Source organism: Roseateles sp. P5_D6 (genome assembly GCF_054049415.1).
The window spans coordinates 38,753-64,412 of sequence record NZ_JBFUMK010000012.1 but is presented as its reverse complement, the minus strand read 5'-3'; the positions used below and the strand labels follow the sequence as shown (position 1 = coordinate 64,412).

Annotated in this window: 13 protein-coding genes; all 13 read left to right on the top strand. The window is 69.4% G+C overall.

The annotated features are described in order from the left end of the window. The first annotated feature begins 4 nt into the window (after window positions 1-4). From ACXJKM_RS17360 to ACXJKM_RS17300, 13 genes are read left to right on the top strand one after another with little or no spacing between them, the layout of a single operon-like run. Entirely contained in the window at window positions 5-2,035 is a 2,031-nt protein-coding gene (locus ACXJKM_RS17360) for a hypothetical protein (protein WP_457353974.1), read from the top strand. Next, the gene (locus ACXJKM_RS17355; RefSeq protein WP_457353972.1) at window positions 2,032-2,421 is read left to right on the top strand and encodes a GPW/gp25 family protein; all 390 of its coding nucleotides are present in this window, start codon (window positions 2,032-2,034) and stop codon (window positions 2,419-2,421) included. Before ACXJKM_RS17360 ends, ACXJKM_RS17355 begins: the two co-directional genes overlap by 4 nt. A gap of 20 nt (window positions 2,422-2,441) precedes the next feature. Further along, window positions 2,442-4,745 carry a baseplate J/gp47 family protein gene (locus tag ACXJKM_RS17350; protein ID WP_457353970.1) on the top strand — a complete coding sequence of 768 codons (2,304 nt, stop codon included), beginning with the start codon at window positions 2,442-2,444 and terminating at the stop codon, window positions 4,743-4,745. Continuing rightward, window positions 4,745-7,771: a phage tail protein gene (locus ACXJKM_RS17345; protein WP_457353968.1), complete on the top strand. Its 3,027-nt coding sequence runs from the start codon at window positions 4,745-4,747 to the stop codon at window positions 7,769-7,771. The genes ACXJKM_RS17350 and ACXJKM_RS17345 overlap by 1 nt, the downstream gene beginning before the upstream one ends. Window positions 7,772-7,807: 36 nt before the next feature. After that, the gene (locus tag ACXJKM_RS17340) at window positions 7,808-9,385 is read left to right on the top strand and encodes a hypothetical protein (RefSeq protein WP_457353966.1); all 1,578 of its coding nucleotides are present in this window, start codon (window positions 7,808-7,810) and stop codon (window positions 9,383-9,385) included. Then, window positions 9,382-10,689: a hypothetical protein gene (locus ACXJKM_RS17335; RefSeq protein ID WP_457353964.1), complete on the top strand. Its 1,308-nt coding sequence runs from the start codon at window positions 9,382-9,384 to the stop codon at window positions 10,687-10,689. The genes ACXJKM_RS17340 and ACXJKM_RS17335 overlap by 4 nt, the downstream gene beginning before the upstream one ends. A gap of 20 nt (window positions 10,690-10,709) precedes the next feature. After that, entirely contained in the window at window positions 10,710-11,483 is a 774-nt protein-coding gene (locus ACXJKM_RS17330; protein ID WP_457353962.1) for a hypothetical protein, read from the top strand. A 31-nt stretch (window positions 11,484-11,514) separates the two neighbouring features. After that, window positions 11,515-14,475, top strand: coding sequence for an outer membrane beta-barrel protein (locus ACXJKM_RS17325; RefSeq protein ID WP_457353960.1), 2,961 nt, complete (start codon window positions 11,515-11,517; stop codon window positions 14,473-14,475). A 12-nt stretch (window positions 14,476-14,487) separates the two neighbouring features. After that, complete coding sequence (locus ACXJKM_RS17320; RefSeq protein ID WP_457353958.1) at window positions 14,488-16,269, top strand: hypothetical protein; 1,782 nt, start codon at window positions 14,488-14,490, stop codon at window positions 16,267-16,269. A 7-nt stretch (window positions 16,270-16,276) separates the two neighbouring features. Then, complete coding sequence (locus tag ACXJKM_RS17315) at window positions 16,277-18,337, top strand: ATP-binding protein (RefSeq protein ID WP_457353956.1); 2,061 nt, start codon at window positions 16,277-16,279, stop codon at window positions 18,335-18,337. Window positions 18,338-18,340: 3 nt separating this feature from the next. After that, window positions 18,341-21,583 carry an eCIS core domain-containing protein gene (locus ACXJKM_RS17310; RefSeq protein WP_457353954.1) on the top strand — a complete coding sequence of 1,081 codons (3,243 nt, stop codon included), beginning with the start codon at window positions 18,341-18,343 and terminating at the stop codon, window positions 21,581-21,583. A 10-nt stretch (window positions 21,584-21,593) separates the two neighbouring features. After that, a complete protein-coding gene (locus ACXJKM_RS17305; protein WP_457353952.1) occupies window positions 21,594-22,058 on the top strand; it encodes a DUF6882 domain-containing protein in 465 nt (154 codons plus the stop codon). Between the two features lie 8 nt (window positions 22,059-22,066). Beyond that, complete coding sequence (locus tag ACXJKM_RS17300; RefSeq protein WP_457353950.1) at window positions 22,067-25,657, top strand: phage tail protein; 3,591 nt, start codon at window positions 22,067-22,069, stop codon at window positions 25,655-25,657. Window positions 25,658-25,660 lie beyond the last annotated feature (3 nt).

The following is a 25,660-nucleotide window of genomic DNA, read 5'->3' as shown; positions in this document are numbered from 1 at the left end:
TGCCATGAACCACAACGTCGCCTGGCAAACCGCTCAGCCGCTTTGGGGCCGCTTTGGCGCCACGCAGGCCCTCGGTGCCGTGTCGGCCGACCAGGGCCGCCCGGTGCTGCTGCGCTTTGACAGCGACGAGTACATGCAGCAGGTGCTGGCCGCGCTGGAGCACGACCCGGCCAGCCTCGGCGACCGCATCGCGCGCCCCGAAACCTGGCGCCTGCCGCCCGGCGAACTGCCCGACCTCGTCGAGCGCGTGCCGCTGCCCAAGCTGGCGAAGACGCTGGCGCGGCTGCGCAAGGACAGGCAGGCGCGCACCGAAGTGACGGCGCCGACGGCCCAGCTCGCCACGAAGGAGAACGGCGTCGACCGCACCCTGCCGCTCAAGCTCTACCAGCCGGCCCACCAGCGCTATTACCTCGTCGCGGCTAACCTGGTGTGCGCGCAGCCGGGCCTGCCCGACCGTGCGCTGGCCACCGGCGGCAGCGAGCAGGTCGGCTTCGTGCTGCGTCGGCTGCTGCCGCCGTCCGCCAACGCGACGCCGGTCGAGTATGCCTTCGTCAAGGACGCCTCGGGCGCGCGCTGGCAGCAGGTCGACCCCGGCGACGCCATGGTGGCGGGTGAGGAGCTGCTGGGCCTGTTCTCCATGGGCTTCAAGGCCGATAACGGCCAGCCCCGGCGCTTGCATGCCGGCCTGATCCCTGTCGGCCGGCGCGAGGAATACATGGGCGCGCGCGCCCAGCACGGCGCTGCCGGTACGGGTGGCGGCGCGGCACCGAGCGTGGTCTCGACGCGCAAGGAGCAGTTCAAGATGGACGTCAGCGAGCCCTGGAAGAACCTGGTTCGCAGCGCCTTCTATGCCCAGGGGCGCATCATGACCGTGGTAGACGGTGGCGTGGATGCTGCCAGCCGCGCCACGCAGGCTGAAGGCGCCAACCAGCAGCTGCAGGGGCAGTCCTGGCTGGTGCTGCTGGACTTTGCCGACTTCCTCGCCACCCATGTGTCGCGGGTCTGGGACGCCGTCGAGACGCCCGCCCTCGGCGCGCAGCTGACCGGCGCGCCAAAGAAGCTGTTCGACTGGCTGAACGGCAATGCGACACAGATGGGCACGGGCTGGCCGGGCCTGAGCGGCAGCCCCGGCATCACGCTGCGCGAGGCGCTCAGGCGCGTGCGCGGTGCGCGCGCCAGCCTCGAAGCCACGACGGCCCTCTATCCGGACGACCCGGGCAGCGGCCTGGCCTGGCCCGACTTCCGCTATCTGCTGGCCGGCTTGCGTGAGGGCGTGCTGCCGGCCTATGCGGCTGCCGGCCTGCACACCACGCTGCCGGTGCCCGACGTGCCGGTCGATGCCGACGACATTGAGGCTACGGCGCCGAACATGACGCCTCTGCAAAAGGAAGCCGAGGATGCAGCGGCCCTGGTCGACAAGGTCGTGCAGCTGGTCATACCCGCCATCGACCTCACGCAGCCGGCGGCGCCATCGCCGGCCCTGCCGTTCGCCGCCAAGCTGCGCGACGCCTTCGACAGCCTGCAGGGCGACGTCGGCTGGTTCGTCATCCGCTGCGCCTATGTGCGCTGCGACTGCGGGTCGCTGAAGCCCACGCTGTTGTCGGCGCCCAGCGTGCGCTTCCAGCTCGCCAGCTTCTTCGACTCCGATGCGCCGGCCCGCCCCATCCGCATTGCCCTGCCCATGGACACGACGCCGGCCGGCCTGCGCAAGCACCAGAAGAACGCGGCCTTCATGATGTCCGATGTGCTGTGCGGCCAGGTGCAGCGCGCCAAGGGGCTGGGCTTCGTCGACCTGGTGCGCTCCGTGCTGCCCTGGCCCCTGCACAAGCCCCTCGACGTTGGCGGCATGGGCCCCTGCGGCAGCTCGCCGCAGGCCAGCCTGGGCATGATCTGCTCGCTGTCCCTGCCCATCATCACGATCTGCGCGCTGATCCTGCTGATGATCATCGTCAGCCTGCTGGACTTCGTGTTCCGCTGGTTGCCCTTCTTCGCGATGTGCTTCCCGGTCCCGAAGTTCAAGGGGAAGTCGGAATGAACAGCATCTTCGGCAGGAGCCTGTCCTTCCCGCCCCGGGTGGGCGCCGACGGCCGTTTCGTCTGGTCGGAGGGCGAGACCAATATCCGCGAGTCGATCACGCTGATCCTGAAGACGGAGGCCGGCGAGCGCGTCGGCCTGCCCGAGTTCGGCGCCGGCCTGACGCGCTATCTGTTCGAACCCAACATCACCGCCACGCATGCGCTGGTGAAGGACGCGGCCCAGCGAGCGCTGACGCGCTGGGAGCCCCGCATTCAGGTCGAGTCGCTCGACATGGCGGCCGACCCCGCGGACGCCGAGAACGCGCTGCTGACCATCACCTACAAGCTGGTCGCCACCGCTGCGCGCGAGCGCATCACGGTCGGCGTTCCGCTGGGCGCGGCCTGACGCGACACGAGGGCCCGACCATGCCGATCACCCCGCCGCCGCTCGACGACCGCCGCTTCACGCAGCTGGTCGACAGCACGCTGGCCCGTGCCCGCGTGCACACGCCCGAGTGGACCAACTTCAACCAGAGCGACCCCGGCGTCACGCTGGTGCAGCTGTTCTCCTTCCTGACCGAGAGCCTGCTGTACCGCGCCAATCTCGTGCCGCTGCGCAACCGCGCCAAGTTCCTGCAGATGCTGCGCGTGCCGCTGGCGCCGGCGTCGGCCGCCAGCGGCCTGGTCGCCATCGCCAACGAACGCGGTGCGGCCAGCGTGCAGACCCTGGGCGCAGACCTGGAAGTGCGTGCCGGCGCGGTGCCCTTCCGCACCCAGCTCGGCCTGGACGTGCTGCCGCTGGAGGCGCGCGTCTTCTTCAAGCGCCGCCTGAGCGCGCCATCGCCCGAGCTGCTCGACTACTACCGACTGCTGTACGCGTCCTACCAGGTGCCATTCCCCGACGATGTGCAGCTCTACGAAACCGTGGCCCTGGACCCGCAGGTGGTCGACAGCGTCGACCTCAATGCCGACACCGTCGACGCCAGCCTGTGGATGGCCTTGCTGGCGCGCCGCGACGACCCGCCCGACAGCGGCGGCAGCGATCCCTGGAAGACGCTGCGCGACAAGCTGGGCGGCCGCACGCTGACACTGGGCCTGGTGCCCGCGCTGGATGCCGAATCGGCCGAGCTGACGCCGGCCGGCCGCGCCCAGCCGCGCCAGCTGCTGCGCTTCGAGCTGCCCGAGGTCAATGTCGATGGCCGCGTCGCCCGCGATGCCGGCGACCGGCCGGCCCCGCGCTACCGCCAGCTCGAACCCCGCACCGACGTCGACCTGCTGTCGGTGCCCGGCGTCGTGCAGCTCGCCTTGCCGGCCGCCGCCCAGCTCAAGCTGTGGCAGGACGTCGATCCCCTCGAAGGCGGTGTGGGCGACATGCCGCCGACCCTGGACGATCCGGCCCTCGGCGCGCGCGTCGTCACCTGGCTGCGCGTGCGTGCCGATGGCGCCGCCCGCGCGCGCCTGCGCTGGGCCGGCATCAATGCGGCGCCGGTGCGGCAGACCCAGCGCATCGCCGCCGAGCCGCTGACCGATGGCGACGGCTCGCCGGACCAGGTGCGCCGTCTGGCGCGCGCGCCGGTGCTGCCGGGCAGCGTCAGCGTCACGACCCGCGTGGGCAGCGAAGCGCCGCTGGCCTGGAAGCCCATCGATGATCTCGCCGCCGCGGCGCCCGAGGTGCCGGTGGGCAACCCGCGCTCCACGGCCCGCGAGCTGAACACGCCCGACACCGGGCCGACCGAGGTCTTCGAACTCGACGCCGAGGCCGGCGAGCTGCGCTTCGGCGACGGCCTGCGCGGGCGCCGCCTGCCGCTGGGCGCGCGCGTGCTGGCCTCCTATGAATTCAGCCAGGGCGCTGCCGGCAATGTGGCCGAGGGCATGATCGACAGCGCCCCGCAGCTGCCCTCGGGTTTCACGGTGTTCAACCCGGTGCAGACCTGGGGCGGCGCCGACGCGGAGGACGTGGCCAGCGGCGAGAAGCAGGTGAGACGCTATCTGCAGCACCGCGACCGCCTCGTCAACGTCGACGACTTCGAGGCCATCACGCTGCGTGCGCCCGGCGTGCAGATCGGCCGCGTCGAGATCCTGCCGGCCTTCCATCCCGACCTGGTGCCCAACGAACCGGGCGCGGCACCGGGCGTGGTCACCGTGATGGCCATCCCCAGGTTCGATCCCGGCCAGCCCGATGCGCCGCGTGCGGACCGCCTCTTCCTCAATGCCCTGTGCCAGCACCTCGACCCGCGCCGGCTGGTCACCACCGAACTGGTCGTGCGCGGCCCGGTCTACAAGGGCTTGTGGATCTCTGTCGGCATCGAGGCCGCCGCCGGTTTCGCGATTGCCGAAGTGGTCGAGGCGGTGAAGCTGCGCCTGCGCAGCCTGCTGGCGCCGGTCGGTCCCCACGGCGATGAGCCGCGCGAAACGCCGCTGTTCACGCCGCGCGGCACCGACCCCGAGCGTGGCTGGCCGCTGCGCACGGTAGTCGCCAGCCGCGTGCTGCTGGCCGAAGTGGCGCGCGTGCCCGGCGTCACTTCGGTTGCCGACGTGTTGCTGGCCGAAGGCGCGCGCGCCGGGGCCGACGTGGTCGAGATGACGGGGCTGGAGCTGCCGCGCGTGCTCGGCATCTCGGTGGTGTCGGGCGACCCGCTGCCGCTGGATGCCCTGCGCGGCGGCGCCGGTACGGCCCCGGCCGCGACCATCCAGCTGCTGCCCGTGCCCGTGGTGCCGGAGTCCTGCTGATGAAGAACGTCAACGGCGCCCGCTTCCAGCTGCTGCTCGGCCGTGCCGACTGGGGCCGCTGCGTCGTTGGCGACAGCGCTGCGGCCCTGTCGCTGGAAGCCTGGTGGAGCGGCGCTGGCAGCCCCGCGCCGCTGCTGCCGCCCAAACTGCCGGCCTGGGACGTGGCGCGCAAGGAACTGAGCCTGCAGCCGCGCCCCATCGAGCTGCCGGCCACCGCCACCGAGGCGCCTTTGACACTGGAAGCGCGCCGCGGCGCCGCGGCGGACCGCTACGGCAATGTCTACCGTGTGGCCGACGACCTGCGCTCCCTGCATGTGGCGTCGGCCGGCAGCGGCCACGACAGCCTGTTCTGGCCAGCCGAGCCGTCCGATTGCACGCCCCAGCATGAACGGGAGAGGCTCGCCTTCCAGCTGCACGCGGCCACGGCGGCGGCGGTGACTGAAACCTATCTCGCCATGGCCGTCACGCAGGACGACTGGCTCGTAGTCGCCTTCGAGCGCGGCGGCCTGCGCGGCCTGCTGGCCTTCGACCTGGTCGCCGGCGGTCAGTCTCTGGAAACGCCCTGGCCCGCCGCCGTGCCTTTCCTGCCCCTGGACATGTGCGCCCGCGAAGGCGGTGGCGTCTGGATCCTCGACCGCGCCAACCTGCGCCTGTGGGAGCTGGACTGCAAGCTGGCCATCGTGCGCAGCGGCCAGCCGCTGTCGTCGCTCGCGCCCGAGGTGATCGACGACTTCCAGCCCCTGTCCGGCCCGCAGCGCGTGCATGCGGCGACCGATTTCCCGCTGGGGCTGGACCTCGCCGCCAGCCCCGGCTGGGTCACGGACCCGATTGCCGTTGAGCCCGGCCGCGACGGCAGCGTGTGGCTGCTCGACCGCGACGACGTGGTGCAACGCTCGCGCGTCGTGCGCCTGCGCCGCGAGGGCGACACCTGGTCCCAGGACGCGTCGGACTGGCTGGCCGGCCTGCCAGCGCCGGCCCACGACTTCCTGCACGCCGCCGCGCCGCGCTGGCCCTGCGCCGAGGGCGATGTGGCGAAGCAGCTCTTCGTCGCCAGCACCGTCGGCAACCAGGTGCATGCCTTCGGCGTCATCGACGACGCTGAGCGCTTCGAGCTGCAGACTCTGCCCCAGCTCTACCCGCTGCGCCGCTACGGTGGCCGGGCGCTGGTGGCGGTGCGCGGCGATGGCCGCTACGACAGCGGCATCGCGCAACCGGTGTGGACGCTGTTCGTGCAGCAGCCGCGCGCGCGCTTCGAGACCGAGGCGGAACTGGTGAGCCCACTGTTCGACAGCGGCGAACTCGGCACGACCTGGGACAAACTGCTGCTCGACGCCGCGATTCCCGCCGGCACCCTGGTCGAGGTGTGGAGCCGCGCGGCCGACGAAGTCGACGGCTTCCCGGGCCAGCTGTCCCCACCTGGCGAGACGATGCAACTGGTCGGCGCCTGGCGGCCGGAACCGGCGCCGCTGCTGCGGCCCGACGGCCCCGAGCTGCCGTGGCTGCGCCGCGAGGCCATGCGGCCCACGCGGCGCGAAACCGGGCAGGGCACCTGGGAGCTGCTGTTCCAGGCCGCCCAGGGCCGCTATCTGCAGCTGAAGCTCAAGCTCAGCAGCGAACAGGGCACGAACACGCCGCGGCTGCGCGCGTTGCGGGTGTGGGCACCCCGTTTCTCCTACCCCGAGCGCTTCCTGCCGGCGGTCTACCGCGAGGACGAACGGGGCGCGGACTTCCTGGAGCGCTGGCTCGCCAACTTCGAGAGCACGCTGACCGGCATCGAGGACAAGGTGGCGCGCGTGCAGTCGCTGTTCGACGCCCGCACCGTGCCGTCCGAGGCCCTGGCCTGGCTGGCCGAGTGGTTCGATGTCGCCCTCGACCCCGCCTGGGACGAACGCCGCCATCGCCTCTTCGTGCAGCATGCGATGGACTTCTTCCGCTGGCGCGGCACGGTGCACGGCCTGCGGCTGGCGCTGGAGCTGGCTTTCGATCCCTGCTTCGACGCGGCGATGTTCGAGGCGCCGCGCGACGGCGACGAGGGGCCGCGCCGCATCCGCATCGTCGAGACCTACCAGACACGCCTGATCGGCGCGCTGGCGGCCGGCGACCCGGGTGCGGCCGCGCTGCAGGGCGACGCCTTGCAGCTCGTCCAGACGCAGACGCTCTGGACCCCGGCCGAAGGCAATACCGGCCTGGTGGACCGCTGGGCGCGGGCCCAGGGCAGGGTGGCCACGCCGACCGAACAGCTGACACCCTTCCCCTTGCTGCCGCCGGTCGATGCCGACGAGGCCTTGCTCTGGCGTACCTTCACCGCGTCGGCCCTGGGTTTCGTGCCTTCGGCGGGGGCGCAGGAGAGGGCGCGCTGGCAGGCCTGGCTGCTGGCGCGCCATGGCAGCCTCGAAGCGGTCAACACCAAGCATGGCAGCGCCTACGCCAGCATGGCCGCGGTCGCGCTGCCGGTCGATGCGCCGGCCAACGAGACCGCCGCCGCCGACTGGGCCGCCTTCTGCGCACGCAGCGACGGCGCCTGGACGCGCGCCCGCTGGCAGGACTTCCTCGCCCGCCGCTACCGCCGCATCGAGCGTTTGAAGACCGCGCACGGCACGCACTGGAGCGACTTCGACCTGGTCGCCTTGCCCGACGTGCTGCCCATCAGCGGCACGGCGCAGACAGACTGGCTGCAGTTCGAGGGCCAACTGCTCGCCATGCACCGCACGGCCCACCGCTTTTCGGTGCTGCTGCCGGTGGACAGCGTCAGCGCCGACCCCTTCGAGCTGGAGGACAGGCTGGGCCTGGCGCGCCGCATCGTCGAGCTGGAAAAGCCCGCGCACACGGTCTTCGACGTGCGCTTCTTCTGGGCCTTCAACCGTATCGGCGAGGCGCGGCTGGGGCTGGACACGCAGATCGGCGCGGGCAGCCGCGCCCCCGAACTGATTCCCGATGCGGTGGTTGGCCGCGCCTACGTCGGCGCGAGCTTTGTGGCCACGGCGTTGCGGCCGCAGGCACCCGACCGGCGCCTGCTGGCCTGTTGAACGACATGAACCATCCGACGAACCGAGGAGCGAGCCATGGGCTGCTGCAATGAACCGGTGAGCACGCTGACGGGCACCGCGCCCGACCCGACGCAGCACGTCAACTACGCGCGCGGCATGGTGCTGGGCGTCGACGACTTCGTCCAGGAGTTCACCTACCTCGACGGGCGCGACCGCTGGCAGGCGCGCGACGCCCTCGGCTACGGCACCTTGAGCGGCCTGCGCGTGATGGCGGAGATCGACGGCAGCGACGGGCCGCGCCTGCATGTCGGCGCGGGCTCGGCGCTGACGCCGAGCGGCCGCCACATCTGCGTGCCGGCCGACCAGTGCGCGGTGATCAACCGCTGGCTGGCGAAGGCCGAGAACGCGGCCCTGGTGAACCGCCTGCTCAACCCGGGTTCGCCGCCGCTGTCGCCGCCCGTGTCGCCGCCGGCCGTCACGGCAGGCACGGTGTCGCTGTTCCTGACCCTGTGCTGGGCCGACTGCAAGACGCGGCCGGTGCCCATCCCCGGCGAGCCCTGCCGCTCGGAAGACAAGCTGATGACGGACTCGCGCATCGCCGACGACTTCCGCCTCGACCTGCGCGAGTTCGCGCCGCTGCAGACCGAGGAGGACGCCCTGCGCGATTTCGTGCGTTGGCTGCGTGCCAATGTGCAGGTCGACGACAGCAGCCCGCCGCCGCTGGGCGGCAGCGACAGCATCTGGATCGAGGCCCTGCGCCCGGGCATCCAGCCCTGGACCGAGGCCGGCGCGGCCTCGCCGCCGCTGTCGCCGCCCGCGTCCTTCGAATCGCTGGGTGACTATCTCTTCGACCTGGCGGCACCGGTCGTGATCGGCAGCGGCGAGCTGTGCGACTTCCTGCGCGTCGCGCTGCGCTTCTGGGTCACCGAGCTGCGGCCGCTGTGGATGGCGATGCGCTGTCACCGCGTCGAGCAGCGCGATGCCGACTGCCTGCTGCTGGCGCGGGTGAGCTTCGATGTGCAATGGATAGGCGGATCGCCGGCCGGCGCCTGGCAGATCGTCGGCAGCCCGCCGCTCATCGATGTCGACGAGACGACGCGGCCGGTGCTCGCCCATCTGCGCCTGCTGCAGGAATGGGCGCTGTGCGGCTGCGAGTGCGGTGACGGTTTCGGCGTCGCGCCGGCGATGGGCGGTGGTGGGCTGATGCTGTCATCGCCCATTCAACCACCCATTCAACCACCCATTCAGCCACCCATTCAGCCACCCATTCAGCCACCCATTCAGCCGCCCATTCAGCCGCCCATTCAGCCCGCGGTCCAGCCGCTGCGCGTGCCGCTGATCAGCGTCAGTGCCAACACGGTGCTCGGTGAAAACCATTCCCATGTGCTGGCGCGTGATGCGACCGCGCTGACGATCACGCTGCCGCGCTCGTCGCCCGGCAACGAAGGGCGCATCTACGTGGTGAAGAACGTCAACGTCGGCACGCTGACCCTTCGCACCGACCCGCGCTCGCGCAACACGCTGGACGAGCTGCCCAGCCTGGAGATCGCCAGCGGCCGCTCCGCGACGGTGGTGGCGGATGGCGCCGGCCGTTGGTACGAAGTGGGTGGCAATGCCGCCGCCAGCAACCCGCGCACCCGGAGGCCGTCATGAGCGGCGAGGCCCTGCAGCTGGAGGAGCCGCTGAAGGAAGGCGGCATCCGCAGCGTCAACTTCTTCAACGGCCGGCTGCTGACCGGCAAGGACATGTCGCGCGAGCAGCAGGCGCGCCGCGAATGGGATGCGCGCTTGGGCCTGGCCATCGGTGACGGCGTGGCCTTCGGGCTGGAAACCGCGCGGGACGCCGATCTCGACACCGCGGCCGCACCGGTACTGCGGGTCAAGTCCGGCCTCGCGGTCAACCGCGCCGGCCAGACGCTGCGCCTGAGCCTGGACACCAGCGTTGCGCTGACGCGGCGCTTCGACACTGCCGGCACGACCGCCTGCGACTGCGTGTTCGCCAACTGCAACCCGCTGGGCGACGGGACTTATGTCGCTGGCGCGGGCGTCTACCTGTTGACCATCGCGCCGGCCCAGATGTCCGAAGGCCGCGCGCCGACCAACGGGCTGGATCCGACCAATGTGCGATGCAACACCGACGTCACGGTGGATGGTTTGCAGTTCCGCCTGCTGTCGATCAATCCGCTGCGCTATGTCGATCTTGACCTGGGCACACCCCAGTTTCGCAACCGGCTGGCCTACCGCTGCTTCGGTGTGGAAGCGCGCGCGGCCAACGCCCTCGACCCGTGGCGTAACGACCCGCCGAAATACGGCCTGGTCGACGAGCTGCGCGGCACCAGCTTGTCTGATTGCGATGTTCCGCTCGCGTTGGTGTACTGGACGGCGGCCGGCTTGCAGTTCGTCGACACCTGGGCTGTGAGGCGCATGCTGTTGGCGCCGGATGCGCTCAACAGCCTGGCGTTCCAGGCGCGCGACCGGCGCCTGGTCGAGGCGCATGCCATGTGTGCCCAATTCCAGCAGCACCTGTCGGACCTGCTGGCCGCCACGTCCAACCCGACGGCGCTGTTGGCGATCGACCATTTCCGTCATCTGCCGCCCTTCGGCACCGTGCCGCTGCAGAGTTTGCCGCTGCGTGGCTTCTTCGAGCCCAGTTTCCTCTTCGGCATCGTGCGCCGGCCAGGCGGAGACCCGACACAAGGCATCGAGTTCATCGACGCACGCCTGATGAGCGTGCTGCAGGAGCAGGCGCTGGCCCATGCGCCGATCGACCTCACGCAGAAGGAATTCATCTGGCTCTACAGGCCCTGGCAGAACGTGAAGGCGGCCACGGAGGGCGTGCCGGTGCAGCCCATGCTGGTCTTCGCGACCGGCCTCCTGCCAGAGCTTGCACTCGCCCGCTTCGACATGGCGCGCTTCGATTTCAGCAACTACGCGAACTGCTGCGGCAGCGCCGCCTAACCCGCTCCACAGGAGGTTCCATGGCCGCAATTCTCGATACGCTTCGACCCGGCGACGTGATCTCGTCGGACCTTCTCAATCGCATCATCGCGTTGCTCAACGAACACGATGCGGCCATCGGTGGCGCCGGGCCCTCGAATCAGCTCATCACGGGCTTTGATCCACCGCTTCAGCAGAACGCGGGTCGCACGTTGAGGGTCTTCGGCAGCTTCGATTTCCCGCTCGGCACCAACCTGCTGTCGATCGATGGCGTGCCGATCTCGCCTGCGGCGTTCCAGGCGGGCAGCAACAACGCGCAACTGGTCGTCACGATCCCTGGATCGATCCCGGTGCCGAGTGCGTCACGGGAGGTGATCGTGCGCGTGAGCAACAGCCAGGGCACCAGCGAGCGGCCGTACACCTTGCTGCCGGTGATCGCCGGGCTGCCCGACCCGGTCATTTCCAACGCAGTCGATGCGGCAAGCGGCCAGCTGATCCTGCGCTCTGGCCAGAACGCCCGCATCACGGGCATCCAGTTCGCCAACCCTGCGGCCAACAACCTCGTCCGGCTGATCTTCAACACCGGTCCGGGCCAGACGGCGTTCCCCCCCAACGCGGGGGGGTCATTGCCGATCGATCCCGCCTCGGTGATCAACAACGCGCCGACCGAGTCGGTGCTGCTCGTGACGATGCCACCCAACCTGTCTGCCGTGATCGCCAGTGTCGGCGGCACCTCGCAAGCGACGATCGAGATCACGGTGCCGGGCGCCAACAACGTCGACACCCAGAACGTGACCATCCGCCGGATGGTGTGACGTCCATTCCCGAAATCCACAGGAGATGACGATGAACCTCGCAGTTCGTTTGAATGGACGCCCCCCTCGTAGCGCGTTGTTGTGGACCCTCGTTGGGCCTCTGATCTGCGCGGCACTCACGCTCGGGGCGCCGAAGCCCGCCGAGGCAGCACCCGTGTCGAGTTTCCAGATCACGGTACCGAAGCGGCCAGGGGCCAAGCCGACCGGGGACTTCACGGCCACCCAGCTGGAGATCAGCGCGTTGAAGATCTCGCTGCTGCTGACCGACACGAGCCCCATCACCCTGACGGTGACCAACAACACCGAAAGCCGCAGCATCTCCACCGGCGCCATCGACCTGACGAACGCAACCCCCGGCGGGTTCTTCATGTTTGAGAACCCGCCCACGCCGTCGCCGGATTCGGTTGTCGTGCTGAAGCCGGGAGAATCCGGCGCCGACCCGGGGGTTCTGGGTGATCCCAAGCTGGTCCTCAAGCTGCAGCTCGACAACAACATTGACGCGTCATGCGGCTCGACGATGCTCGCGAGCGAGACCTGGACGATCGCGGTCAACCCGCCTGCGGCGCGCATCGTGGGTGTCGCGGTGCAGACGCTGGACAAGGATCTGACCAGCGCCAACCCGCCGGCCTGCGGCAACACCTTCCGCACGACGCCCCTGAATTCCGACCCTGTGGCGACCGTGGCGCCCCCTGCCAACGTGCTCAGCGGGCGCGTCGGGGCGGATGCTGTCCTGGTGCTCGATCGCTCCGGCAGCATGAATGGCAAGGCTAACCCGTCAGATGCCGGGTCGCCGATCAAGATGGCCCAGCTGCACAAGGCCGCCGGCATGTTCGTCGACATGTGGAAGTTGCTGCGAGCCAATGAAGCCGCCCAGTTCATCCAGGCGCCGACGGATCGCCTCGGGGTGGTGTATTTCGACAATGAGATCAAGTGGCTGTCCGAGCTGGCCGCAGGGTCGGGTACCGGCTTGGGGCTGAGTGACTTCGGGCCCTTGCCCGCGGGCCCGTTGAAGACTGCCATCGTCAGCGTCAACCCGAATGGGTCCACGTCGATCGGCGGGGGGATCAAGAAAGCGGCAGAGGCCCTGCCCAGCCTCGCCGGAGACCCCAATCGGAAGGTGATCCTGTTGATGAGCGACGGCGTTCACAACACGGCGCCCAACCCCTCGTTCGCAGCGACACAGGTCCAGGTTGATGGCGTGAACCTCGCGAACCAGCCGCCATTGAAGATCTACAGCGTCACGGTCGGCACGGGTGTGGCCGTCGATCCGACCATCAACCAGGGGCTCGCCACGACGACCGGCGGCTTCTACCTGAACACCGAGGTCGACGACAGCCTGCTCAACGACTTCTTCTTGCAGGTGCTGCAGAACTTTCACAAGTTCGCCACCGTTGAAACACTCCGCGTGATCTCGGACAAGACGAGCCAGGCTGCACTGTTCACCACGCAAGTTCCCGTCACCACCACCACTACCAGCCTCGCGTTCGGCGTGGACTGGAATGCCCGGCAGGGCCGCTTGCGGGTTCGGCTGACACCGCCCTCCGGTGCACCCATCGTGTTCACTCCGGCTGCGGGGGACACGCCTGGAACGCTCATGGGATCGGTGCGTCTGCCGCTGCAAACCAACGGCGCCAATGCGGGTGGTTTGTGGACGGTGAGTGTCGAAAATGCGGGCGAAGGCAACCAGCCAATGCCTTTCAACCTGATCGTTCTGGGTGACGATTCCGCGGTGAACACGACGCTCGGCGTGGTTCGCGCCGAACACGCGGTCGGCGGGAAAATCCGGTTGGTCGCGCGAGTGAACGACTTCGGCGCGGCGCTGCGCGACCTCGGTACCCAGCCGGGCGCGCGTGTCCAGGCATTCGTCGTGCGGCCGGGGAGCAGCGTTGGCGATGTGTTGTCGGACGCGACGGTCCAGCCGTCTGGGCCCACACCCGGCGACACGTCGAGCGCGGCCCAGCGCAAGCTGGACGCGTTGCTGCTGGCAAACCCCGGTGCATTGGCAAAGATCTCGGGTGCGGTGACCCTGGTCGACGACGGCGCGGCCGCGAGTGGAGATACCGCTGCCAATGACGGCGAGTACTCCGCGCTCGTGCCGGCCGACACCGAGGGACACTACCAGATCGTGTTTTTCGTCGAGGGTGTTTCCAAGAGCGGCGGCCGCTTCGTCCGCCAGCAGATCCGCACGGTGCATGTGCGCTCGCTGCCGGACGGCGGCAGTACACAGTACGCCATCAGCACGATCGGCTCGGGGGACGGCCAGCAACTGGCGATCACGATGACGCCGCGCAACGTGCGAGGCGGCAAGATGGGGCCGGGCTACGCGAACTACTTCTGGTTCGCCTCGCCCGGCCGCCCGCCGGTCAAGCCGGTCGACAACCTCAACGGTACCTACACCGCGCGCATCCCGTTCAGCGGCACGACAGCGCCCAGCGTGGCCGTGCACTTCCTCGACCAGCCGGTGATCCGCCTTGACAGCTATGTGCCCAGGCCGGGCGATCTGAATGCGGGCAACACCGTCACGCCGTCAGTGGGCGGCGGCAGCGGCGCCGGCGGCAAGTACGCGATCTGGGGCGCCCTCGGTACGGCCTCCCCGCGCGGCAGCTTCTCCGCTATCAACAAAAGGGGGACGGCCGGCGCCATCGGCTTCGAATACCTGCTGAACCCTGACCTGTCGATAGAGGCGGTGCTGGTCGCCCACTCGGTTGACGGCAAGGGCGCCAACCCTGATGTCGACATGACCCAGTTCGGCGTCAACGCCAAGTTCTATCTCACAGCGTCACCCACCAGGCTGTTCGGCTTCGTCGGCGCAGGGCTGTACGCCTTCGATCCAGGGTCGACGCGCTTCGGTGCCAGCATAGGCGCCGGCCTGCAATGGCAGTTCGCGCCGCAATGGTCGCTGGAAGGGCGCTACAGCTTGCATTCAGTGTCAGGCAACTCGCCGCGGAACTCGTTCTCGTCGCTGCTGCTGGGCCTTCGCTACGCCTTCTGAAGCGGGGCCACGGTGGACTTGAGCCTGTTCCCACGCGAAGGCGCGTCGCTGCGGCGGGTGCGCCTGCACGGTGGCGGCGACGCGCTGCGCGCACGCCAGCAGGTCGAGCGCATGCTGAACGAGGTCGACTGGTCGCCAGCCGGCCTCGGGCCGCGGGCGCTGCTGCTGGTGCGGCGCATCGCCGTCGATGCGCGGCGCGGTTTTGCGCCACGCGCCGAAGGCGGTGTCTTTGCGAGGCAGGTGTCGGGCGCCCTGCGCGAACGCGCGGCCGCCGCGCGGCGGCCTTGGCTGCAGCGTGACGCGGCAAGCGCCGAGGCGGTCTGCTTCGCCGACGAGGCCGAGCTGCTGGCCTGCCTGTGGCGCGACTGGGTGGGTGGCGATCTGCCGTCGCATTGGTGGTGGGGCACGGTGCTGAGGCACAGGCCGCCGGTGCAGTGGCTGCGCGAGCAGCTGTTCGCGCGCGGCGACCGGCTGGTGCCAGTGATGGCGCTGCTGGCCACACGCGGGGAACTGCTCGCCTGCGTCCAGCGATTGGCCACGGCCGACGCCGCGGTCGCGCTGCGGGCCGTGCAGCTGTCGCATGCCCTGCCTGCCCTCGATGGCGTGGCATCGGCGCCGGCGTCCAAGGGGCAGGAGGCAGCGAAGCCACTGCCGCTGCGCATGCAGCCGACCGCCGCGCATGACCGTCCGGGGCGCTCGCTGAAGTCGCTCATGCTGAGTCAATTGGTCGAGGTCGTTCCCGAATTGCGCTGCTCTTTCGCTGCGACGCCTCCGGCGCGGCGCCTGCTCGCGGTCGCGCTGGCCCTGCAACGGCTGCCGCGCTGGGCGCGCTCCCAGGCCCTGGTGCAGGCCCTGGCCGAACTCGATGCCTTCCCCGTGGCCGAGCTCGACGCAGCGGGTATGGACAGGCCTCGCGCTGACGAAGCCATTGAGCCGAGGGGGGAGGCGGTGCGGCCCCCCTCCGCGCCGCAGGGCCGCCTGTCACTGCGGCCCGCCGCGGCCGCTGCATGGAGCCCGGCTGCGCCTGCCTTGCCGCAGCGATCGGCGTCCTCGCTCAGCCCGGCCGCAGTGCCCGAAGCCGTTCGTGAATCGGCCTCGCGGATCGAGGCCATGTCGCCGGACGCCGACGCGCTGGCGGTTGCGCCGGTCCCGCAGCTTGGCAGGCCTGAAGCCCGAGCCATGGCGCCTGTGCCTGCGCGCCCGCCGGTGAGCGCCAGCCGCGCCGAGGCTGGTGCGGCAGCGCGGCTCCACACCGGTTACGGCGGCCTGTTCTATCTGCTCAATATCGCGCTCGCCTGGCGCATCTATGGCGACTTCACGATGCCGCGCACCCCGGGCATCTCCCTGCCGCCCTGGGATCTGCTGGCCTGGACCGGCCAGGCCTGGTTTGGCCAAGGCTTCGAGCAGGACCCGCTATGGCCTTTGCTGGCCGAGCTGTCGGGGCGCGAGCCGCCGGCTCAACCCGGCGACGATTTCGACGATGCCCCCGAGTGGGCGCCGCGCGACGATGCGCCGGTGGCCTGCGCCGAAGCCCTGGCCGAGACCCACCCCGGCCGGCGCTGGCTGCAGCACTGGCGCATGGCCGTCGAGGCGAGGCTGCGCAGCGCCCTCGGCCGCGACGATGCGATCGAAACCCTGTGCCGCCACCGCGCCGGCGTCGCGGTCAGCGAAGCCGCGGTGGACGTGACGCTGTCACTCGCCGAACTACCGCTGGCGCTGCGCTTCGCCGGCCTGGACCGCGACCCGGGCTGGATTCCCGTAGCGGGCCGCAGCCTGGCCTTCCATTTCGAGTGAGGCGGCGATGAGCACCGACTTCGACACCCTCGCGCACACGCCGGCCCAGCACTTCCGCCTGGTGCTGTTCGGCGTCATCTCCCGCATCGCCTGCCATTGCACGGCCGGCGGTATGCCGGCCGCGCTGGCGGCCCATCCCTTTCTCGCCGACTACGACGCCGAGATCGCGCCGCATGTCGAGGGCGCCGAGTCGCCGTGGCTGGCTTGGCGCGAGTGCGTTGCCGCCTGGGAGGCGCGCAGCGGCGAGCATCTCCCTCTGCGCGCGCTGCTGGGCGCCGGCCTGACCGAGCTTCAGCTCGAACTGCTGCTTGCCGCCGGCCTGATCGAGGAGGATCCGCGCTTCGGCCAGGTCTTCGAGCCCGCGGCGACGGGGCGTGACCGACGGCCGAGCTTTGGCGGCCTGCTGGCGTGGTGGCGCAGCGCCGACGATGGCGTCGACCGCGCCGAAACCGTGCGCCACGGCCTGCTAGCCTTGCTGCAGCATGGCCTGCTGCAGGTGCTCAACCCGGAGGCGCCGCGGCCCGAATGGCTGCTGGCGGTGCCGCACTCGCTGTGGGACGGCCTGCGCGGCGATGCACCGTCGCTGCGCTGGCTCAAGCACCACAAGCACGATTCGCTGTGCCGGCTCGAGGCCTTCGTCTCGGGCGCCGAGGTGCAGGCGCGGGCCGCGGCGCTGCCGGCCCTGCTCGCAGCCCAGGCCGACGCGGTACTGCTGGTGCGCGGCCCCCTGCACAACGGCCGCAAGACGCTGATCGGCGCGGTCGCCCAGGCCCTCGGCCGTTCGCTGCTGGTGGCCGAGCCGGCTGTCTTCGACGACGATGCGAACTGGCGGCTGTTCGGCCTGCTGGCCGTGCTGCTGAACGCAATGCCGGTCGTCAACTGCGACCTGACGCCGGGCGAGACCAAAATGCTCGCGTCGCTGCCCTTCGCCCATGCGCCGCTGTGCATCGCCACCGGCCTGCAGGGCGCCTGGTCCAGCGGCGATGCACGCGCGATGCTGACCCTCGAGCTGCCGCTGCCCGACCCAGCGCAGCGGCTGCTGCACTGGCGGGCCGTGCTGCCCGAGCAGGGCGAAGCCGCGCTGCGGCCGCTCGCCGAGGCGGCGCGCCTGACCAGCGGCCATGTGCGCCGCGTGGCGCGCACGGCGGCCGGGCTCGCGGCCCTGGCGCAACGCGACCACATCGAGGCCGAGGACGTGCAGCAGGCCTGCCGGGCCATGCAGTCGGCGCGGCTGGAGACGCTGGCGACACGCCTGCCCGGGCGTGGCGGCCTGCACGAGCTGGCCGTCGATGCGCCGACCCGCGACGAACTCGAGGCCCTGGCCTCGCGCTGCCGCTTCCGCGAGCGCCTGGCCACGGGCGGCGGCGCCGCACAGGCCAATGCCGGCGTGCGCGCGCTGCTGGCCGGCGGCAGCGGCACCGGCAAGACGCTGGCCGCACGCCTGCTGGCGGCCACGCTGGGCAAGGACCTCTATCGCGTCGACCTGTCGGCCACCGTCAACAAATACCTCGGCGAGACCGAGAAGAACCTGCACCACGCCTTCAGCGCCGCCGAGGAGCTGGACGCCGTGCTGCTGCTGGACGAAGGCGATGCGCTGATGGCCAACCGCACCGACATCGGCAGCAGCAACGACCGCTACGCCAACCTCGAGACCAACTTCCTGCTGCAGCGCATCGAGTCCTTCGACGGCATCCTGCTGGTGACGACCAATGCGGCCGAGCGCATTGACAAGGCCTTCTCGCGCCGCATGGACGTGGTGATCCACTTTCGGCCGCCCGACGAGTGGCGGCGCTACGACATCCTGAAGCTGCAGCTCGGCGAAGACGGCCGGGATGGCAAGGCCATCGACGACGACTGGCTGCAGCAGATGGCCTGCCGCTGCACGCTGACCGGCGGCCAGCTGCGCAATGTGGTGTCGCATGCACGCCTGCTGGCGCTGCAGCAGGACGGCGTGCTGCGCACCGAGCACCTGCACGCGTCGCTGCAGCGCGAGTACCGCAAGACCGGCGGCACCTGCCCGCTGCGGCCGGCCGATCCATTGCGTGTCGCGGCGGGCGTCGCCGGCTGAACCATGGCCGTCTCGCCCGCCGCCGCGTTGCGCGCGTCCGTCGAGGCCAAATCACGCCAGACGGCGGTCAAGGCGAGCACGGCGCGCAACCGCTCGATCACGGTCGTCAAGCAGCAGCAGTCGTTCACGCGCGCCAGCAGCACCCTGCTGCCGCCGCGCGTGCAGGCGGCGGCCCTGCGGGTGTCTTCGCCCAGCGACCCGGCCGAGCGCGAGGCGGTCCAGGTGGCCAGCGCCGTGGTGCGCATGCAGCCGCCCGCCGCCGCCGCGCCGCCGCCAGCCGCGGAGAAGAAGGCTGCGGAGCCGGCGCGCGGCCGCACGCGCGCGCACTCGACCCTGCTCGCGCCGGCCAGCGTGCAGCGTGAGGGCAGGGGAGTGGCTCCGAAGGCGGGGCAGGAGGTCGCCACCGAGATTCGCTCCAGCCTGGGCGGCGGCCAGGCGCTGCCCCAGCAGGTGCGCGACTTCATGGAGCCGCGCTTCAAGGCCGACTTCGGCGCGGTGCGCATCCACACCGACGGCCGCGCAGCGGGTCTGGCGGCGCGGCTGGGCGCGCGCGCCTTTGCCTTCGGGCGCGACATCTTCTTCTCGCGCGGCGCCTACGACCCCGACAGCGCCGGCGGGCGCGAGCTGATCGCCCATGAGCTGACGCACACCATCCAGCAGCGCTCGGTGGCGCAGCAGGGCAAGGTGCACCGCGACGCCGCCGTGGAGGCCGTGCCGGCGGTGACGCACACCGAGGCGCCGCAGGTGCAGCGCCTGGGCTGGGACACGGCGCTGGACTACTTCGCCGACAAGGCCAATGTGCTGCCCGGCTTTCGCATGCTGACCATCGTGCTCGGCAACAACCCGATCAACGGCGCCGGCGTGGACCGCTCGCCAGGCAATGTCTTTCGCGCCATCGTCGAGTTCATCCCCGGCGCCTCGCTGGTGACCGACGCGATCAGCAACGCCGGCATCTTCGACAAGGTGGCCAACTGGGCCTATGGCCAGATGAAGGGCGTGATGTCGGCCTTCGGGTCGCTGGGCCAGGCCATCCTCGACTTCGTCAAGTCCCTCGGCGCCGACGACCTGCTGAGCCCGGGCAAGGCGGTCAGCCGCGGCCTGCACCTGGTCCAGGACCCGATCGCCCAGATCAAGAGCCTGGCGGCCGGCTTCATCGACGCCATCCTCGAGTTCATCCGCGAGGCCATCCTGCGGCCGCTGGGCAAGCTGGCCGAGGGCACCGACAGCTACGACCTGCTCAAAGGCGTGCTCGGCGAGGACCCGGTGACGGGAGATGCCGTCGACAACCAGGCCGACGCCATCGTCGGCGGCTTCATGAAGCTGATCGGCCAGGACGAGGTCTACAACAACATCAAGAAGTCCAACGCCCTGGACCGCTGCTGGGCATGGATGCAGGGCGCCTGGGCCGACCTGAAGAGCTTCGTCGCGGAGATTCCGGGCCTGTTCATGGAGGGCCTGAAGTCGCTGACCATCGCCGACGTCATCCTGGTGCCGCTGGCCTTTGCCAAGCTGGCCAAGGTGTTCGGCAGCTTCATCGGGCGCTTCGTCAGCTGGGCCGGCGAGGCGATGTGGGAGCTGCTGAAGATCGTCTTCGAGGCGGTGTCGCCCGAGGCCGCCGGCTATGTGAAGAAGACCGGCGCCGCCTTGAAGGCCATCCTGATGGACCCGGCCCCCTTTGTCGGCAACCTGATCGCCGCGGCCAAGGGCGGCTTCAGCGCCTTCGCGGGCAACTTCCTCGATCATCTGAAGAAGGGGCTCATCGATTGGCTGACCGGTGCCCTGGACGGCGTCTACATCCCCAAGGCGCTGGAGCTCGGCGAGATCATCAAGTTCGCCTTCTCGGTGCTCGGCCTGACCTATGCGCGCTTCAAGCCCAAGCTGGTCAAGGCCTTCGGCGCGACGACGGTGGCGGCGCTGGAGAAGGGCGCGACCGTCGTGGCGACGTTGATGGACAAGGGGCCGTCGGCGGCCTGGGAGCAGATCAAGGGCGAGCTGGCCGCGCTGAAGGACCAGGTGGTCGAGGGCATCAAGGGCCTGATCATCGAAGCGGTGCTGACCAAGGGCATCCCCAAGCTGATCGCGATGTTCATCCCGGGCGCCGGCTTCATCGGGCTGATCATGACGATCTACGACACCGTCGTGACCATCAAGAACGAGATCAAGCGCATCTGGGCCATCGTCACGGCCTTCATCGATTCCATCGTCGCCATCGCCAACGGCAATATCGGCGCGGCGGTCTCCAAGGTCGAATCCATCCTCGCCAAGGGCCTGTCCATCGCGATCAACTTCTTCGCGCAGTACGCCGGCCTCGGCAAGGTCGCCGCCAAGATCAACGGCGTGCTGCAGAAGGTGCGCGCGCCCATCGACAAGGCCATGGACTCGCTGATCGGCTGGGTCAAGAAGATGGTCAAGAGCTTCATCGACAAGCTGGCGGGCAAGGACGCGCCACCCGAGGAGAAGCAGAAGCGGGTCGACAAGGCCGCCGCAGCCGCACTGGCCGCAGTTTCCAGGTACTCGGGCAAGGCCGTCGGCGAGGCGATCCTCGTGCCGATCCTGTTCGGCATCAAGGTGATCCACCGCGTCACGACGCTGGTGCCGATCAAGACGGGCGACTACTGGTCGATCAAGGCCGAGATCAACCCGGTCAAGATCGTCAAGACGCAGGTCAAGGCGGGCAAGAGCACGGCTGAGATGGAGGTCGGCTATCAACCGGAATGGCCACTCGACGAGTTCATGTCCAAGGCAAATGCGATGAAGGCTGCGGCCCAGGGCAAGACGGCCCAGCAGGCCGCGACGCTCGGCTTCGCCAAGGGCAGCAAGACGAAGCAGAAGTCGACCAAGGGCCTGCGCCAGGGCGGACAGGAGGCCTTCCGCGCCGAGATTCATGCCTACATCGACCTGATCACGGTGACCAAGGACCGGAACGCCTGCCGCGGGCTGATGACCCAGCTGCAGGCCGACCATCAGCAGGAACTGCAGATGGGGGGCACGGACACCGAGGAGAACATGGCCATGATCGAAAGCAGCATGAACTCGGCGATGGGCGGGCAGTGGCGCGGCCAACTGAAGGACCTGCCGCCCGAGACCAAGATCACCAAGATCAACGTCGAGACCAAGACTGGCACTGCGAAGGGGCAGAAGCACCGCAAGAGCGGCGCGGCCGCCGAACTGCAGGCGCTGTTGCTGGTTCATGCCAAGGCTTTGAAGACTGCAGCCTCGGTCATCAAGGACTGGTTCAAGCTGTGAGGAGATTTGAATGAAAAAGGACGACTATGAGCGCTGGGTCGGCGCGGCGCGAGCTCAGGCTCGCGAGCGCATGGCCGGCGCGGGGCAGCGGTTCGGGCTCGGCCGGTTTGCACGATTCGAGATCGACCTGCCAGGCACGACGATCCGCTTCTTCGATGCGGCCGATGTAGAGCAGATACATGCGCGCCTGCAGGTGGCCGGTAGCTGGGCGCCGGCGGCCCGGACGTGGCTCTGGGGATGGGAGAATGATTCGGTCCCGCAAACCGCGTCGGCGCTGATGAGCGCAGTTCGAGAACGGGGTGAGTGCGATGGCGTCGAGCCTTTGCAGGGCGCGTTCGGCGAATGCGACGAAGGCGAGGCCTGGACGATGGCGTCACTGGCGGCGGACATCCTCGATGCCGAGAGCGTCTACCGCGCTGGCGGCGATACCAATCGCCTGTTTCTACTGCTGTTCGACATCCGCAAGGTTGGCTGAGTCGCGCCATGTCGTTGTTGGTCACCCCCGCCAAAGCGCCGGACAAGCCCAAGGGCATGGTCGCGCGCGCGGTGGCCGTGCTGAGCGGCAGCCGCCGCACGCGGCGCGGCGGCGCCAGCGAGGTCAACGGCCAGGTCAGCACGGCGCTGCCGCTGCGCATTCCGCCGATTGCCGGCAAGCGCTTCGTGCGCACGGCCGAGGGCCGGGTGGTGGAGGTGCCCGAGGACGTCAGCGACGAAGAGCTGGTGCGCATGAAGTCCGAGACCGAGGCCGCCCAGGCCAAGCTCGGCAAGGGACCCGGGCCGCAGCCGGTGCCGCCGCTCAAGGAGGCGCCCAAGAAGGAAGCCAAGCAGGCCAAGGGCAAGGCCGAGGCCAAGGCGGGGCGCGCGGGTAAGGGTGGCGCCGGCAAGCCGGGCGCGGCACCGGCGACGCTGGCGGTGGGGCGCACGGGCAAGATCGCGATGTTCCTGCTCGGCAAGGCCAAGCCCGTGCTGGCGCGCGGCAGCGCCATGCTGCGCAAGCTGCGCCGCAACGAACAGACCCACGACGAGGCGGCCGAGAAGCGCGCCCAGGCCGACGCCGCGGTGGTGATCCCGGTGTCGGACGAGCAGTCCAAGAGCAATACCGGCCAGGTCACCATGGTCGACAACAAGCCCAGGCCGGTCGTCGACGAGAACAAGGGCAAGCAGCAGCTGCAGCAGTCGCTGGCCGCCAATGTGCCCAAGAAGATCGAGGAGGTCGACAACTTCAAGCGCGACATGAAGGCCCAGCACATGGGCGCCGACGTCATGCAGGTGGTGCAGGGCGACAAGAACGCCGTCGTGTCGACCTTTGCGGACATGGAGAAGACGCCGCCGCCGACGCCCAGTGGCCACACGCCGCAGGAGCTGCCGCCGGCCGAGGCGGCCCCGCCCACGGGCAGCATGGACCTTGGCGCCGGCGCGATCGCGCCGCTGCAGAAGGAGCACACCGACCTCAGCAGCTTCACGCAGGAGGGCGACAAGAAGCTGCAGGAGGAGGGCGTCACTCAGCAGCAGCTCGACATGGTCGACTCCGGCGACCTGGCCACGGCCAACAAGGAGAAGAAGGGCATGGAGAAGGCGGCCAAGGAGCAGCCGGTTGCCATGCAGAAGTTCGTCCAGACGACGGCCGCGCGCATCGACACCGACCTCAAGCGCGAGGAGAAGAAGGGCCGCGATGCGCTGCACGCCAAGCGCCGCGGCGCCCTCGGCGTGACCGCCACCCATCAGAAGAGCGCCAAGAGCGCACTGCAGAAGAAGCGCGAGGAGGTCGCCGCCCACATCAACGGCCTCTTCCAGACCACGCAGGACAAGGTCAAGAAGCGCCTGGCCGATCTCGAGACGCAGTCGATGAAGCGCTTCGACGACGGCAATGCCCAGGCGACCAAGGCCTTCGAGGACACCGTCAAGCGCGACCTCGACGCCTACAAGGACGACCGCTATTCCGGCTTCTTCGGCTGGGCGCGCAGGGCCAAGGACTGGCTGCTCGGCATGGAAGACCTGCCGGGCGTGAAGGCCATCTTCGACCGCAACCGGGCGAACTTCGTCACCGCGGTCGACAAGCTGGTGGAGGTTATCGGCGCCGACAACAAGCGCGTGGTGCAGGAGTGCAAGGACCAGCTCGCCAAGGCACGCCAGGAGATCAAGGACTACGTCGACAAGCTGGGCCCGGCGCTGAAGGACATCGGCGACAAGACGGCCAAGGACATGGCCGGCAAGCTCGACGAGATGGACAAGTTCGTCGCCAAGAAGGAAGAGGACCTGCAGCAGGCGCTGAAGGACAAGCAGCAGGCGGCGATCAAGGCCATCGACGAGAAGATCGAGAAGATGAAGGACGAGATGGGCGGCGCGCTCGCCAAGCTCGGCAAGCTGCTGCTGTGGGCGGCCAAGAAGTTCTTCACCTGGGCGCTGACCAAGTTCGGTTATTCCCTGGAGGAGATCGAGGGCATCATCGCCAAGGGCGTGGCGGTGCTGAAGGCCATCTTCACCAAGCCCATCGTCTTCGTGAAGAACCTGGTGAATGCGGCCGTCACCGGCTTCAGGAACTTCGGCAAGAACTTCCTGAAGCACCTGAAGGACGCCATCTTCGAGTGGATGACCGGCTCGCTGGAGGGCGTCCAGCTGCCCCAGACCTGGGACTTCAAGGGCATCGTCGGCCTGGCGCTGCAGATGATCGGCATCAGCTACGGCAATCTGCGTCGCCACATGGTGACGGTGCTGACCGAGCCGGTCGTCGTCGGCCTGGAGAAGACCTTCACGCTGGTGAAGACGCTGGTCACCGAAGGGCCGATGGCGGCCTGGGAGCAGCTGAAGGAGATGGCCGCCGAGATGCGCGACGCCTTCGTCGACGCGGTGAAGGACTTCGTCAAGCAGAAGATCGTCGAGGAGGCGATCAAGTTCGTCGCGGCCATCTTCATCCCCGGCGCCGGCATCATCAAGGCCATCATCGCCATCTACGACACCGTGGTCTTCTTCATCCAGAAGGCCAAGCAGATCATGAAGATGATCGCCAACTTCCTCGGTGCCATTGGCGATATCGCGGCCGGCAACGTCAGCGGCGCGGCCCAGGCCATGGAGGACGGCCTGGCGCGCGGGCTGGCGCTGGTGGTGGCCTTCCTTGCCAAGCTGCTGAAGCTGGACGGCGTCACGGCCAAGGTACGCGGGGTGATCCAGAAGATCCGCGGCAAGGTCGACGATACGCTGGCCAAGGTGGCCAGGTGGATTGGCTCCAAGATCCAGGCCGTGGTCAGCAAGGGCCTGGGCGGCGACCCCAAGGCCTCGCCGCAGCAGCGGCTGGACAAGGGTGTCGAGGAAGGCACGGCCGCGGTCAACCGCTATGCCGGCAAGAAGGTCGGCGTCCTGGTGCTGCGGCCGCTGCTGGCGGTGATCCGCGCCAAGCATGCCCTGACGCGCCTGGATGTCGAGCTCGAAGGCGACCGCTGGACCGTGGTTGGCGAGGTCAACCCGAAGAAGCGCACACCCACGCGGGCCGAAGGCGACGGCGCAGCCGGCTTCAAGTCCAAGATCACCTACCACCCGCCCAACACCAACCGCGGCGGCACGCGCATGGTGGCCAACCCCATCGGGCCGGACTACGCGGACTATGGCAGCGCGCCTTCCGACGCCGGCGCCATGCCCATCTGGACCAAGGTCAACATCCGCCGGCCGGGCAGCACCAAGCGCCTTTATGTGCTGGGCCATCTGCTCAACCACAAGCTGGGCGGGCCGGGCGACATGGTGGCCAACCTGACGCCCATCAGCTTCAGCATGAACAAGCGCCACTCGGACAAGGTGGAGTCCATCCTGAAGAAAAACATCGGCACCAAGAACAACCCGCGCTGGTTCCATTACGAGGTGAAGGTCAGCTATGCGTCCGGACGGCCCACGCTGACGCCGGCCGAGGTGAACAAGTACAAGGTCGCGCCCGAGGAAAGGATGCTGGCCTCCAAGTTCGCCTGCAGCTGGTACGAGATGGCCCCCAGCCCGACCGATCCGACCAAGCTCGTCAAGAAGCCCAGCGGCGTCGAGGGCGAGAAGGACATCGAACACGACATCCCGCCTTACCCCAGCACGAGCTGAGCC